Source organism: Kocuria sp. KKT182 (assembly GCF_055635395.1).
Genome location: NZ_CM145757.1, coordinates 679,820 through 693,917 on the forward strand (window position 1 = coordinate 679,820; position 14,098 = coordinate 693,917).

The 14,098-nt window shown below is 73.5% G+C and carries 14 protein-coding genes; all 14 read right to left on the reverse strand.

Annotated elements, in window-relative coordinates; genetic code table 11:
• Nucleotides 1–36: 36 nt before the first annotated feature.
• The gene (gene pyrF / locus ACZ2G1_RS03025; protein ID WP_470377466.1) at nt 37–954 is read right to left on the reverse strand and encodes an orotidine-5'-phosphate decarboxylase; all 918 of its coding nucleotides are present in this window, start codon (nt 952–954) and stop codon (nt 37–39) included.
• Entirely contained in the window at nt 947–4,267 is a 3,321-nt protein-coding gene (carB, locus tag ACZ2G1_RS03030; RefSeq protein ID WP_035928498.1) for a carbamoyl-phosphate synthase large subunit, read from the reverse strand. Before carB ends, pyrF begins: the two co-directional genes overlap by 8 nt.
• A gap of 1 nt (nt 4,268) precedes the next feature.
• Nucleotides 4,269–5,525 carry a glutamine-hydrolyzing carbamoyl-phosphate synthase small subunit gene (carA, locus tag ACZ2G1_RS03035; RefSeq protein WP_017832304.1) on the reverse strand — a complete coding sequence of 419 codons (1,257 nt, stop codon included), beginning with the start codon at nt 5,523–5,525 and terminating at the stop codon, nt 4,269–4,271.
• Between the two features lie 61 nt (nt 5,526–5,586).
• On the reverse strand, nt 5,587–6,090 hold the full coding sequence (locus ACZ2G1_RS03040; RefSeq protein ID WP_017832303.1) for a PH-like domain-containing protein: 504 nt from the start codon (nt 6,088–6,090) through the stop codon (nt 5,587–5,589).
• A gap of 40 nt (nt 6,091–6,130) precedes the next feature.
• Nucleotides 6,131–7,447 (reverse strand): dihydroorotase, encoded by a 1,317-nt coding sequence (locus ACZ2G1_RS03045; protein WP_470377467.1) that lies wholly within the window; start codon nt 7,445–7,447, stop codon nt 6,131–6,133.
• A gap of 6 nt (nt 7,448–7,453) precedes the next feature.
• Nucleotides 7,454–8,452, reverse strand: coding sequence for an aspartate carbamoyltransferase catalytic subunit (locus ACZ2G1_RS03050; protein WP_017832301.1), 999 nt, complete (start codon nt 8,450–8,452; stop codon nt 7,454–7,456).
• Nucleotides 8,449–9,072, reverse strand: coding sequence for a bifunctional pyr operon transcriptional regulator/uracil phosphoribosyltransferase PyrR (gene pyrR / locus ACZ2G1_RS03055; protein ID WP_017832300.1), 624 nt, complete (start codon nt 9,070–9,072; stop codon nt 8,449–8,451). Before pyrR ends, ACZ2G1_RS03050 begins: the two co-directional genes overlap by 4 nt.
• A gap of 127 nt (nt 9,073–9,199) precedes the next feature.
• Nucleotides 9,200–9,493, reverse strand: coding sequence for a hypothetical protein (locus ACZ2G1_RS03060; RefSeq protein WP_470377468.1), 294 nt, complete (start codon nt 9,491–9,493; stop codon nt 9,200–9,202).
• Complete coding sequence (locus tag ACZ2G1_RS03065; protein WP_470377469.1) at nt 9,490–9,867, reverse strand: ATP-binding cassette domain-containing protein; 378 nt, start codon at nt 9,865–9,867, stop codon at nt 9,490–9,492. The genes ACZ2G1_RS03060 and ACZ2G1_RS03065 overlap by 4 nt, the downstream gene beginning before the upstream one ends.
• Before the next feature lie 74 nt (nt 9,868–9,941).
• The gene (nusB, locus tag ACZ2G1_RS03070) at nt 9,942–10,352 is read right to left on the reverse strand and encodes a transcription antitermination factor NusB (protein WP_284563770.1); all 411 of its coding nucleotides are present in this window, start codon (nt 10,350–10,352) and stop codon (nt 9,942–9,944) included.
• Complete coding sequence (gene efp, locus ACZ2G1_RS03075; protein WP_133410212.1) at nt 10,349–10,912, reverse strand: elongation factor P; 564 nt, start codon at nt 10,910–10,912, stop codon at nt 10,349–10,351. The genes nusB and efp overlap by 4 nt, the downstream gene beginning before the upstream one ends.
• Before the next feature lie 77 nt (nt 10,913–10,989).
• Nucleotides 10,990–12,105, reverse strand: a complete 1,116-nt coding sequence (aroB, locus tag ACZ2G1_RS03080; protein WP_470377470.1) for a 3-dehydroquinate synthase — start codon at nt 12,103–12,105, stop codon at nt 10,990–10,992.
• On the reverse strand, nt 12,102–12,713 hold the full coding sequence (locus ACZ2G1_RS03085) for a shikimate kinase (protein ID WP_017832293.1): 612 nt from the start codon (nt 12,711–12,713) through the stop codon (nt 12,102–12,104). The genes aroB and ACZ2G1_RS03085 overlap by 4 nt, the downstream gene beginning before the upstream one ends.
• Nucleotides 12,710–14,038, reverse strand: a complete 1,329-nt coding sequence (gene aroC / locus ACZ2G1_RS03090) for a chorismate synthase (RefSeq protein WP_017832292.1) — start codon at nt 14,036–14,038, stop codon at nt 12,710–12,712. The genes ACZ2G1_RS03085 and aroC overlap by 4 nt, the downstream gene beginning before the upstream one ends.
• Nucleotides 14,039–14,098: the final 60 nt, after the last annotated feature.

Here is a 14,098-nt window from a genome sequence, read left to right on the forward strand (position 1 = left end):
AGCCGGCGGGAGGAGGCGCGGGACCACCGCGGGGGCTCAGTCCAGGGCTGCCGCCAGCTCCCCTGCCGAGCGCAGGACCGCCTCCCGCAGCGCCGGCACCTCCGGTCCCCGGCGCAGGATCGCCCGGCTCGAGGCCGCGAGCACCTGCCCGGCCGCGGCGCCGAACACGGCCGGGAGCTCGTCGGCGCGGGCGCCCTGCGCGCCGTAGCCGGGGGCGAGCAGCGGCCCGCGCACCGCCGTCAGGTCGATGCCGAGCTCGGTCAGCGCGCTGCCGACCGTGGCGCCCACCACGAGCCCGCAGGAGCCGAGACCGGCCCGGGCGGCCGGCTCTCCCCCGGAACCGCGGAGCCGGTCGTTCTCGGCGGCCGCCGCGGCGCACACGGAGCCGGCGACGGACTCCCGGCCCCCGACGTGCTGGACGGAGCGACCCTCGGGGTTGGAGGTCAGCGCCAGCACGAACGTGCCGCGGCCGGTGCGGGCCGCCAGGTCGAGGGCCGGGCGCAGCGACTCGAAGCCGAGGTAGGGGCTCAGGGTCACGGCGTCCGCCGCGAGCGGGGACCCCTCCCCCAGCCACGCGGCCGCGTAGGCCTCCATCGTGGAGCCGATGTCCCCGCGCTTGGCGTCGGCGACCGTCAGCAGCTCCGCCGAGCGCGCCTGCGCGAGCAGCTCCTCGAGCACGGCGAAGCCGGCGGCGCCGTAGGGCTCGAACAGCGCCACCTGGGGCTTGATCGCGGCGGCGTGCCCGGCGGCGGCCTCCAGGACCGTGAGCGCGAACCGGCGCAGGCCCTCGGCGGAGCGGGGCAGGCCCCACGCGTCCAGCAGGCCGGGGTGCGGGTCGATGCCCACGCACAGGGGCCCGTGCTCGTCCATCGCGGCGCCCAGCCGCGCGCCGAAGGGCGCCCGGCCGGGCGCCGGGGTCACGGGGCCGGGCGCCGGGGCGGTGTCCTCAGGCACGCACGGCCTCGGGCTCGCCAGCGCGCAGGAGGACCTCCAGGCGCTGCTCGTGCTCCTGCAGGCTCGTCACGTCCCACGAGTAGGAGCGCAGCGCGGTGACGGCCTGCAGGGCGGCGCCCAGCACGGAGACCGTGGTCATCAGGGGCACGCCCACGCTGGTGGCCGCGGCGCGGATCTCGTAGCCGTCGCCGCGGGCGGCACCGCCGGCCGGGGTGTTGAAGATCAGGTCGATCTCCCCGTCGGCGATGAGGTCCACGATGGTCCGCTCCCCGGGGGCCGTCTCGCGGATCTTGCGGACCACGGTGGACTCGATGCCGTTGCGGCGCAGCACGTCCGCGGTGCCGCCGGTGGCGAGGATCTCGAAGCCGAGGTCGCGGAACATCCGCACGTAGGCGATCGAGGAGCGCTTGTCCTTGTTGGCCACGGACACGAACATCCGCCCGGACGTGGGCAGGGACACGTTCGCCGCCGCCTGCGCCTTGGCGAAGGCGGTGTCGAAGTACTTGTCCAGGCCCATGACCTCGCCGGTGGAGCGCATCTCCGGGCCGAGCAGGGAGTCGACCACCGCCCCCTCGGCGGTGCGGAAGCGCGCGAAGGGCAGGACGGCCTCCTTCACGGCCACGGGGGCCGAGGCGGGCAGCGTGGACCCGTCGATCCGCTGCGGCAGGTGGCCCTGGGCCCGCAGCTGGGCGATGGTGGTGCCGGTGCCGATGAGGGCGGCGGCCTTGGCCAGCTGCACGCCCGTGGCCTTGGAGACGAACGGCACGGTGCGGGAGGCCCGCGGGTTGGCCTCGATGACGTAGAGGATGTCGGAGGCCACGGCGAACTGGATGTTGATGAGCCCGCACACGCCCACGCCGCGGGCGATGGCCAGGGTGGCCTCGCGCACGCGCTCGACCACGTCCGGGCCGAGGGTGATGGACGGCAGGGTGCACGCGGAGTCCCCGGAGTGGATGCCGGCCTCCTCGAGGTGCTCCATCACGCCGCCCACGTAGAGGTCCGTCCCGTCGTAGAGGGCGTCCACGTCGATCTCGATGGCGTCCTCGAGGAACTTGTCGATCAGCGCGGGCCGCGAGGCGGAGACCTCGGTGGCGTTCTGCAGGTAGCGGGCCAGGGCCGGCTCGTCGTAGACGATCTCCATGCCGCGGCCGCCGAGCACGTACGAGGGGCGCACGAGCACCGGGTAGCCGATGTCGTCCGCGATCCGCTTGGCGGCCTCGAAGGTGGACGCCGTGCCGTTCTTCGGCTGGCGCAGCCCGGCCTCGGCGAGCACCCGGGCGAACTCCCCGCGGTCCTCGGCGAGGTCGATGGCCTCCGGGGTGGTGCCGAGGATCGGCACGCCCGCGGCCTTGAGCTGGGCGGCGAGCTTGAGCGGGGTCTGCCCGCCCAGCTGCACGAACACCCCGAGCAGCCCGCCGGTGCGCCGCTCCGTCTCGACGACCTCCATGACGTCCTCGAAGGTCAGCGGTTCGAAGTACAGCCGCGTGGAGACGTCGTAGTCGGTGGAGACGGTCTCCGGGTTGCAGTTGACCATCACGGTCTCGTGCCCGGCCTCGCGCAGCACCATGGAGGCGTGCACGCACGAGTAGTCGAACTCGATGCCCTGCCCGATCCGGTTCGGCCCGGAGCCGAGGATCATGATGGAGGGGCGCTCGTGCCGGCCGACCTCGCTCTCCTCGTCGTAGGAGGAGTAGTGGTACGGGGTGAACGCCTCGAACTCCGCCGCGCACGTGTCGACGGTCTTGAACACGGGGCGGATGCCCAGCGCGTGGCGCACGCCGCGGACCACGTCCTCGGCCAGGTGGGCGAGCTCGCCGATCTGGGCGTCGGAGAAGCCGTGCCGCTTGGCCAGGCGCAGGGTGCGCACCGTGAGGTCGGCGTCCTGGCGCACCACGTCCGCGACCTCGTTGAGCAGCACCAGCTGGTCGAGGAACCAGGGGTCGATGCCCGTGGCCTCGTAGAGCCGCTCCACGGACGCGCCGGCCAGCAGGGCCTGCTGGACCTGCTGGATCCGCTCGGTGGTGGGCGTGCGGGTGGCGTCGACGAGCCGCGCCAGGGCGTCGTCGTCGAGCTCGGGGCGCACGAACGAGAAGCTGGAGCCCTTCTGCTCGAGGGAGCGCATGGCCTTCTGCAGCGCCTCGGTGAAGTTGCGCCCGATCGCCATGGCCTCGCCGACCGACTTCATGGTGGTGGTCAGCGTGGGGTCCGCGGCGGGGAACTTCTCGAACGCGAAGCGCGGGATCTTCACGACGACGTAGTCCAGCGTCGGCTCGAAGGACGCGGGGGTCTTGCGGGTGATGTCGTTGGGGATCTCGTCGAGGGTGTAGCCCAGCGACAGCTTCGTGGCGATCTTGGCGATCGGGAAGCCCGTGGCCTTGGAGGCGAGGGCCGAGGAGCGGGAGACGCGCGGGTTCATCTCGATGACGACGACGCGGCCGGTGTCCGGCTCGATCGCGAACTGGATGTTGCACCCACCGGTGTCCACGCCGACCTCGCGGATCACGGCGATCGCGATGTCCCGCAGGTTCTGGTACTCGCGGTCGGTCAGCGTCATGGCCGGGGCCACGGTGATCGAGTCCCCGGTGTGCACGCCCACGGGGTCGAAGTTCTCGATGGAGCACACGACCACGACGTTGTCGTTCTTGTCGCGCATCATCTCCAGCTCGTACTCCTTCCAGCCGAGGATGGACTCCTCGAGGAGCACCTCGGAGGTGGGGCTGTACTGGATGCCGGCGCCGGCGATGCGGTGCAGGTCCTCCTCGTCGTAGGCCAGGCCCGAGCCGAGGCCGCCCATCGTGAAGGACGGGCGGACCACCATGGGGTAGCCCAGCTCCTGGGCGGCGGCCAGGGCCTCGGGCATGGAGTGCACGATGACGGAGCGGGCGGACTCGGCGCCGCAGCGCTCCACCACGCCCTTGAACTTCTCGCGGTCCTCGCCCAGGTTGATGGCCTCGACGTTGGCGCCGATCAGCTCCACCCCGTACTTGTCGAGCACCCCGTTGGCGTCGAGGGCGATCGCCGTGTTGAGCGCCGTCTGCCCGCCCAGGGTGGGCAGCAGGGCGTCGGGCCGCTCCTTGGCGATGATCTTCTCCACCACCTCGGGGGTGATGGGCTCCACGTAGGTCGCGTCGGCGAACTCGGGGTCGGTCATGATGGTCGCCGGGTTGGAGTTCACGAGGATGACCCGCAGGCCCTCCTCCTTGAGCACCCGGAGGGCCTGCGTGCCCGAGTAGTCGAACTCGGCGGCCTGTCCGATGACGATCGGCCCGGAGCCGATGACCAGAACGCTGGTGAGATCTGTCCTGCGCGGCATGTCAGTTCTGCCCTTCTTCCTGTGCGTTCGGGGTGTCCTCGGGGCTCTGGGCGCCCTGGGCGCCGCCGGGGACGGCGTTGTCGACGGTCGGGTCGGCGCGGCCGTCCCGGTGGCTGTCCATCAGCTCGATAAACCGGCCGAAGAGGTAGGAGGCGTCGTGCGGGCCGGCGGCGGCCTCCGGGTGGTACTGCACCGAGAACGCGGGCAGGTCGAGGCAGTTGAGGCCCTCCACCACGTCGTCGTTGAGGCACACGTGGCTGACCTCGACGCGGCCGAACTCGCCCAGGGGCGCCTCGACCGGGCCGTCGAGGGGCGCGTCCACGGCGAAGCCGTGGTTGTGGGCGGTGATCTCCACGCGCCCGGTCCGCCGGTCCAGGACCGGCTGGTTGATCCCGCGGTGGCCGAAGACCAGCTTGTAGGTGCCGAAGCCCAGGGCCCGGCCGAGCAGCTGGTTGCCGAAGCAGATGCCGAAGAACGGGATCCCGGCGCGCAGCACCTCCCGCAGCGTCTCGATCTGCCGCTCGGCGGTGGCGGGGTCGCCGGGGCCGTTGGAGAAGAACACCCCGCGCGGGGCCAGGGCCCGGATCTGCTCGAAGCCGGTGTCGGCGGGCACCACGTGCACCCGCACCCCGCGCTCGGCGAAGCGGTGCGGGGTCATCGACTTGATGCCGAGGTCCACCGCCACCAGCTCGTGCAGGACCTCGCCGGTCCAGCCGTGCTCGGCGGGCTCCACGACGTAGGCCTCGGGGGCGGAGACGGTCTCGGCGAGCCGGCGGCCCTCCATCCGCTCGGCGGCGCCGACCTCGGCGACGAGCTCGGCGTCGGGGCGCAGCGCGGCGTCCCCGGAGAAGATCCCGCCGCGCATCGCGCCGCGGTCCCGCAGGTGGCGGGTGATGGCCCGGGTGTCGACGTCCTGGATGCCGACGACGCCCTGGGCCACCAGCTGCTCGTCGAGGGACCCCTCGGAGCGCCAGTTGGACGGGCGGCGGGCGGCGTCGCGCACGACGTAGCCGGACACCCAGATCCGCCGGGACTCGGCGTCGGCGGCGTTGACGCCGGTGTTGCCGATGTGCGGGGCGGTCTGCACGACGAGCTGGCCGGCGTAGGACGGGTCGGTGATGGTCTCCTGGTAGCCGGTCATGCCGGTGGAGAACACGGCCTCGCCGAGGGCGGTGCCGAGGGCGCCGTAGGCGCGGCCGCGGAAGACGCGGCCGTCCTCCAGCACGAGCACGGCGGGGTCAGTGGTGATCGAGCTCAAGGTCGTCCTCACGTTCGGGTCTGTGGGTCGGGAAGGCGGGGCGGCGGGTGCCGCCGGCGGGTCAGGAGTGCGGTGCCGGGACGATCGCCTCCACGGCGTCGAGGAGGCGCTGCTTGTCCTCGGCCCGCTGGGTGCGGAAGCCGGTGTCCACCACGGTGGAGCCCAGCCGCCAGGTCAGCACGGCGAGCCCGTCCCGCTCCACGAACTTGCCGACCATGCCGGAGCTGGTGCCCACGGCCACGAGGTCGGCGGCGGGGACGAACAGGCCCGGGGCGCCCTGCCGGTCCAGGAGCACGCCGTCGTCGTGGACCAGGGCCGTCGCCCGGGCGCGCACGCCCAGTCCGTGGGCCGCGATCCGCTCGAGCGGGGCGCCGGTCTCCGTGGTGCTCACGTACATGCCCGGGACCACGAGCCGGGGCTCGCGCTCCTCGATCCCCTCGGGCGGCGCGGCCGGCGCCGCGATCCCCGACTGGCGTCGCACGCGCGTGCGCCAGCCCCGGCGGAGCAGGGCGAAGAGCACGGCGAGGACGATGACCGTGACGAGCACGGTGCTGAGCTGGTCCATGGGACGGGGGCCTCCGGGCGGTGGAAGGTGGTCGGCGCGGTCAGGCGGCGGGGGTCGGGGCGGGGGTGTTGAGGGCCCCGTCGAGGACGGTGGGGTGGCCGCGGAAGAAGGTGGCGCGGACCGTGCCGGGCAGCTCCATGCCGCGGTAGGGGCTGTTGCGGCCCTTGGACGCGTGCCGGGCGGGGTCCACCACGGTGGTCGCGGCCGGGTCCCACAGGGTGAGGTGAGCGGGCTCGCCCTCCTCGAGCGGCCGGCCCTGGCCGGCGAGGCGCCCGATCCGGGCGGGGGTCGCCGAGGTGATCCGGGCGACGTCGCGCCAGGTCAGCAGGCCGGTGTCGACGAGGCTGAGCTGGACCACGGACAGCGCGGTCTCGAGCCCGGTCATCCCGTTGGCCGCGCAGGACCACTCGCACTCCTTGTCCTCGGCGGGGTGCGGGGCGTGGTCGGTGCCGATCACGTCGATGGTGCCGTCGGCCACGGCCGCGCGCAGGGCGTGCACGTCCTCGTCCGTGCGCAGCGGCGGGTTGACCTTGAACACCGGGTCGAAGCTGCGGACCCGCTCGTCGGTGAGCAGCAGGTGGTGCGGGGTGGCCTCGGCGGTGACGTCGATGCCGCGCTGCTTGGCCCAGCGGACGATGTCCACGGAGCCCCTGGTCGAGAGGTGGCAGATGTGCACGCGGGAGCCGACGTGCTCGGCGAGCAGCACGTCGCGGGCGATGATGGCCTCCTCCGCGACGGCGGGCCAGCCCGTCAGCCCGAGCTCGGCGGACACGGCGCCCTCGTTCATCTGGGCGCCCTCCGTCAGCCGCGGCTCCTGGGCGTGCTGGGCCACGACGCCGTCGAAGCCCTTGACGTACTCCAGGGCCCGGCGCATGAGCACCGGGTCGTGCACGCACATGCCGTCGTCGGAGAACATCCGCACGCCCGCGCGGGACTCGGCCATCGCCATGATCTCGGACAGCCGCTCGCCCTTCAGACCCACGGTCACGGCGCCCACGGGACGGACCTCGACCCAGCCCGCGGAGCGGCCCAGCTCGTGCACCTGCTCCACCACACCGGCGGTGTCCGCCACGGGATCGGAGTTGGCCATCGCGAAGACCGCGGTGTAGCCGCCGAGCGCGGCCGCCCGGGTGCCGGTCTCGACGGTCTCGGCGTCCTCCCGGCCGGGCTCGCGCAGGTGCGTGTGGATGTCCACGAGCCCGGGCAGGGCCACGAGCCCGGCGGCGTCGAGGATCCGGGCGTCGCCCGCGTCCGCGGCGAGGTCGGGGCCGATGCGCCGGATCACGCCGTCCTCGACGAGGATGTCGGCGGTCTGCTCGCCGAGCAGCTGGGCGCCCTGGATGAGGTACGAGGTCACGAGAGGTCAGCGCTCCTGGGGGTGCGGGGTGGAGGTGGGGTCGAGGTCGTCGCCGGAGAGCAGCAGGTAGAGCACCGACATCCGCACGGAGACGCCGTTGCGCACCTGGTCCAGGACCGTGGAGCGCGGGGAGTCCGCCGCGGCGGAGGAGATCTCCAGCCCGCGGTTCATGGGTCCCGGGTGCATGATCGCCGTGGCGGCCCCGGCGGCGTCGAGGGCGGCGACCCGCTCGGGGGTCAGCCCCCACTCCCGGGCGTACTCCTGGGCGGTCGGGAAGAACGCGGCGTGCATCCGCTCCCGCTGCACGCGCAGCATCATCACCGCGTCCGGGGCGGGGTCCAGGGCCTCGTCGAGGGAGAAGACCACTCGGCAAGGCCAGTCCGCGATGCCGACGGGCAGCAGGGTGGGCGGGGCCACGAACGTGACCCGGGCGCCCAGGGTGGTGAACAGCCACAGGTCGGAGCGGGCCACCCGGGAGTGCAGGACGTCGCCGACGATCACCACGTGCATGCCCTCGAGGTCGAGCCCGCGGGTGCTCTCGCGGCCCTCGGTGCGGGCACGGTGCTGGCGCAGGGTCATGGCGTCGAGCAGGGCCTGCGTGGGGTGCTCGTGGGTGCCGTCGCCGGCGTTGACCACCGCGGCGTCGATCCAGTCGGACTCCGCGAGCTGCTGCGGGGAGCCGGAGGCCGAGTGCCGGATCACCACGGCGTCGGCGCTCATCGCCGCGAGGGTCTGGGCGGTGTCCTTGAGGGACTCCCCCTTCGAGACCGAGGAGCCTTTCGCGGAGAAGTTGAGGACGTCCGCGGACAGGCGCTTGGCGGCCGTCTCGAAGGAGATGCGGGTGCGGGTCGAGTCCTCGAAGAAGAGGTTGACCACGGTGCGGCCCCGCAGCGCGGGGAGCTTCTTGACGGAGCGCTGGCCCACGGCGGCCATCTGGTCCGCGGTGTCCAGGAACGTCAGGGCGGCGTCGTAGGAGAGGTCCTTCGTGGACAGCAGGTGCCTCATGCGCCGGTTCCCGGCACGGTGGTCTCGATGACCACGCAGTCGGCGTTCTCCGCCGCGCGGGGCTCGGGGTCGGTCTCGGCCAGCCGGACCCGGACCTTCTCCTGGGAGGAGGTGGGCAGGTTCTTGCCCACGTGGTCGGCGCGGATGGGCAGCTCCCGGTGGCCGCGGTCGACGAGCACAGCGAGGCGGACCACGCGGGGCCGGCCGACGTCCACGAGGGCGTCGAGGGCGGCGCGCACGGTGCGCCCGGAGTACAGGACGTCGTCGACGAGGACCACGGTGCGCCCGTCGATGCCCTGCACGGGGATGCGGGTCGGCTGGGGGGCGCGGGCGGGGTTCTTGCGGAGGTCGTCGCGGAACATCGTGACATCGAGCTGGCCGAGGCTCGCGGCGGCGTCGAAGCCGGTGTCGGAGGCGGCGATCTTGGCGGCGATCCGCTGGGCCAGCGGATAGCCGCGGCGCGGGATGCCGAGCAGGACGAGGTCCGAGCTGCCCCTGTTGGCCTCGAGGATCTCGTGGGCGATGCGCGTCAGGGCGCGGTCGATGTCGGCTGCCGAGAGGATGACGCGCGCGGCGGCGGGTCCCGTCGAGGGACCGGCCGCGGAGGTGTCGTCGTTCATGGGTGCCGCCTCCTTCCCCGCCTCACAGGACGGACTTAAAGGTTGCTTGCTCGCCCCAAACTAGCACAGCGGCCCTGACGCCCCGGGCCCGGTGTGACGCCCGCCTCCCCCGGCGACCCCGCCCGGGCTAGGCGCTGTGGTCGACCCGCTCCCACCGGGCGGCGGTGACCGCGGCCGAGCCGAGGGCGACGAGCGCGACGCCCAGGACGCCACCCGGACCGGCGCCGGCGGCGTCCGGGCCGGCCGTCCCGGCGAGGAGGGCGGGCACGGCCCAGGGGAACCACGCGCCGTGGCCGACCGCGGCGAGCACCTGAGCCACGAGGACGGTGAGGGCCACGGCCCCGGCGGTGGCCCAGGGCACGCGGGAGCGGCGCAGCTTCAGCGCCTCCGCCCCGAGGGCGGCCGCCGGCTCACCGGTCACCGGGGCGCTCCTGCCGGTGCTGCGCTCCCACCAGGCGCAGGAAGTAGGCCTCGAGGTCCTCGCGGACAACCGCGAGGCCGGTGGGGGGGGCACGCCGCCGTGGACGAGGGCGGCGGCCACGGCGTCCGGGCGGTCCGCGGCGCCGGCGTCGCCGAGCACGGCTGCGGGCCCCGCGCGGTGCGCGTCGCCGCGCCCGCGGCCGAGGGCCGGACCATGCCGAGGACCGTCCGCATGACGGTGGTCTTGCCGGCGCCGTTGAGGCCCAGCAGCGCGTAGACCTCCCCCGGGCGGACCTCGAGGGTGACGCGGTCGACCGCGCGCACGGTCCCGTAGTGCTTCGAGACGCCCTGCAGGCGCAGCGCGGGAGCTGTCATGCGGACCTTTCCGGGACGCACGGTCGTGGTCCCGGAATGGTAGCGCGCGCCCCGGGCGGGGTCCGGCGGCCCCGTCAGCCGAGCAGGGTCGGCTTCATCTGCTGCAGCCGGCCCAGCAGACCGTTGACGAAGCGCGGGGAGTCGTCGCCCGCGAGCTCCTTGGCGAGGCTCACGGCCTCGGCCACGGCGACCCCGTCCGGGACGTCGTCGTTGAACAGCAGCTCCCAGGCCCCCACGCGCAGCACGTTGCGGTCCACCGCGGGCATCCGCTCGAGGGTCCAGCCCTGGGAGTACGTCTCGAGGTACTCGTCGAGCTCACCGCGGCGCATCGTGACGCCGAGCACGAGCTCCTCGGCGTACGGGGAGACCTGCGAGTCGCTGTGCATCCGGCGCCGCTCCATGACCTCGCGGACGTCCTCGGAACGCTGCTCGGCCTCGAAGAGGATCTCCACGGCGCGCCGGCGCGCCTTGCCCCGGGCGCTCACTCGTTGACGCGGCCCAGGTAGTCACCCGTGCGGGTGTCGACCTTGACCTTGGTGCCCTGCTCGAGGAACAGCGGCACCTGGATCTGGTAGCCGGTCTCCACGGTGGCGGGCTTGGTGCCGCCGGTGGAGCGGTCGCCCTGCAGGCCCGGCTCGGTGTAGGTGATCTCGAGGACCACGGACGCGGGCAGCTCGATGTAGAGCGGGGCCCCCTCGTGCAGCGCGATGGTCGCGTTGAGGTTCTCGAGCATGAAGTTGGCGGCGTCGCCCACCACCTCACCGGGAACGGTGATCTGGTCGTAGGTCTTGTTGTCCATGAAGACGTAGTCGGCGCCGTCCTGGTACAGGTACTGGTACTCGCTGCGGTCCACCGTGGCGGTCTCGATCTTCGCGCCGGCGTTGAAGGTCTTGTCGACGACCTTCCCGGAGGTGATGTTGCGCATCTTGGTGCGCACGAACGCCCCGCCCTTGCCCGGCTTCACGTGCTGGAACTCGATCACGTTCCAGAGGTTGCCCTCCAGCTTCAGGACGGTGCCGTTCTTGATGTCGTTGGTCGTAGCCACAGGTTCTCTCTCTGGTTGTCTGCGAAGTCGGCAGGTCGGCGCGGACAGGGGGGTGTCGTCCCGGACCGCGGACCAGTCTAGCTGGGCGCGCCCTCGGCGATCTCCTGGTAGCTCGCGAAGAGGATCGCGGGGTCGGGGACCTCGAGCACGCGGGGCCGGCCGACGGCGTCGAGGACGACGAAGCGCAGCAGGTTCCCGCGCGTCTTCTTGTCCCGCTTCATGACCTCGAGCAGCCGCGGCCACTGGTCCCACCGGTACGCGGTCGGCAGGCCGAGGGAGGCGAGGATGCTGCGGTGGCGCTCGACGACGTCGTTGGCCAGGTTCCCGGCGGTGCGGGCGAGCTCGGCGGCGAAGACCAGCCCCACCGAGACCGCGGCGCCGTGGCGCCACTGGTAGCGCTCGTTGTGCTCGATCGCGTGGCCGAGGGTGTGCCCGTAGTTGAGCATCTCCCGGCGGCCGGCCTCGCGCAGGTCGCCGGAGACGATCTCGGCCTTGACCCGGATGCTGCGCTCCACGAGCTCGCGGACCACCTCGGACTGCGAGTCGCGCACCGCCTCCGGGTGGGCCTCGATGAGCTCGAGGATCCGCTCGTCGGCGATGAAGCCGCACTTGACGACCTCCGCCATGCCGGTGAGCAGCTCGTTTTCGGGCAGCGTCCGCAGCGTGTCGAGGTCGCACAGCACGGCCGCGGGCGGGTGGAAGGCGCCCACGAGGTTCTTGCCCTCGGCCGTGTTGATCCCGGTCTTGCCGCCCACGGCGGCGTCGACCATGCCGAGCAGGGTGGTGGGCACGTGCACCACGCGCACACCGCGCAGCCACGTGGCGGCCACGAACCCCGCGAGGTCGGAGACCGCTCCCCCGCCCACGGACACGATCGCGTCCGAGCGGGTGAAGTCGTTCTGCCCGAGGACCTGCCAGCAGAAGGACGCCACCTGGACGTGCTTGCCCTCCTCGGCGTCGGGGATCTCGGCGGTGAACGCCTGGTAGCCCTGTCCGCGCAGCTCCTCCATGACCACGTCGCCGGTGCTGCGCAGCGACCGCGGGTGGATGACGAGCACGCGCTGGACCCGGTCGCCGAGCACGCGGGGGACCTCGCCGAGCAGCCCGTGGCCGACGAGGACGTCGTAGTTCTCGGCCGGGCGCTCCCCGGTGACGGGGATGGTCGTGACGGTGCGGGGAGCGGACTCGCTCATGCCTGGGCCTCCTGGGTGCTGTCGGTGGTGCCGCCGGCGCTCCGTGCGGAGCGCAGGCGGGTGAGCTCCGCCTCGAGGTCGGCGCCGATCTCGGCGACGGGCCGGTTGCCGCGGCCGTCGAGGGTGATGTCGGCGAGCTCCTCGTAGCAGGCGCGCCGGGACTCGTAGAGCTCCTGCCAGCGCCGCTCCGGGTCCGGCTGGAGCATGGGGCGGGTCCGGTTGCCGCTGATCCGGGGCAGCACGGTCTCGGTGTCCACCTCGAGGTAGGCGACGAGCTCGTGGCGCAGCAGCTCGCGGGTGGACGGTGTCATGGGGGCGCCGCCGCCCACGGAGAAGATCGCGTTGGCGTGGTCCGGGTCCCGCAGGATCTCGGCCACGGTGTCCGCCTCGAGGTCGCGGAAGTACTTCTCGCCGTGCTCCGCGAAGATCTTCGAGATCACCCCGTACCGGGAGACGATGACCTGGTCGGCGTCCACGAAGTCGTAGCCGTAGAACTTGGACATGTGCAGGGCCAGGAAGGACTTCCCGGCGGCCATGGGCCCGATGAGCACCACGGGCCGCTGCGGGGTCTCGGCGGCGTCGGCCGGGGCGGGGAACTGCGCGTTCACGCCTGGGCCTCCCCGGGCTCGGCGGGCGCGGCCGCATCTGCGGGGGCCCCGGTCTCGGCGGGGGCCACGAGGGGGTCGCCCATGTGGTCGTCGCGCGCCGCGGCGGCGTCGTCCCCGAAGGCCCCGAGCTCGCCGGCGGAGTGCAGGGACTCCGGGATCGCGGCGAGGTAGGCGTCCTTGTTGCGGGCGGTCTCGGTGATCGAGTCCCCGCCGAACTTCTCCGTCACGGCGTCGGCGAGCACGAGGGCGACCATCGCCTCGGCGACCACCCCGGCGGCGGGCACGGCGCAGACGTCCGAGCGCTGGTGGTGGGCGCGGGCGGCCTCGCCGGTGGCGACGTCGACGGTGCGCAGCGCCTTCGGCACGGTGGCGATGGGCTTCATGGCCGCGCGCACGCGCAGGACGTCACCGATGGACATGCCGCCCTCGATCCCGCCGGCGCGGTTGCTCACGCGGCGCACCGCGCCGTCGGCGCCGCGGGAGATCTCGTCGTGGGCCTCGGAGCCGGGCCGGGCGGCGGTCAGGAAGCCGTCCCCGACCTCGACGCCCTTGATGGCCTGGATGCCCATCAGGGCCCCGGCCAGGCGCGAGTCGAGCCGCCGGTCCCAGTGCACGTACGAGCCGAGCCCCGGGGGCAGCCCGTAGGCGAGGACCTCGACGACGCCGCCGAGGGTCTCCCCGTCCTTGTGGGCGGCGTCCACCGCCGTCACCATGGCCTCCGCCGTGGCGGGGTCGAAGCAGCGCAGGGGGTCGGCGTCGAGGCCGGGGACGTCGGAGGGCAGCGGGCGCGCGGCGTCCACCGGGGCGCTGACGGCGCCCACGGCCGTGGTGTGGGAGACGAGCTGCACGCCCACGGCCTCGAGGATCTTCGCGGCGACGGCGCCGAGGGCCACGCGCGTGGCCGTCTCCCGGGCGCTGGCGCGCTCGAGCACGGGCCGCGCCTCGTCGAAGCCGTACTTCTGCATGCCGGTGAGGTCCGCGTGGCCGGGGCGGGGGCGGGTGAGGGGGGCGTTGCGGGCGCGGCCCGCGAGCACCTCCGGGTCCACGGGGTCCGCGGACATCACCTCGCGCCACTTGGGCCACTCGGTGTTGGCGATCTCGATCGCCACCGGCCCGCCCTGGGTCACGCCGTGGCGCACGCCGCCGAGCAGGCGCACCTGATCCTGCTCGAACTTCATCCGCGCGCCGCGCCCGTAGCCGAGCCGGCGGCGGGCCAGGGCGTCGCGGACGTCCTGGCTGGTCAGGCTCACCCCAGCCGGGACGCCCTCGATGATCCCGACGAGCGCCTCGCCGTGCGACTCGCCGGCCGTGAGCCAACGCAACATAACAACTCTTTCCGTTCGGGGTCTCGGCGACAGGGCCCCGCGGGGCGCGGCCGCCGACAG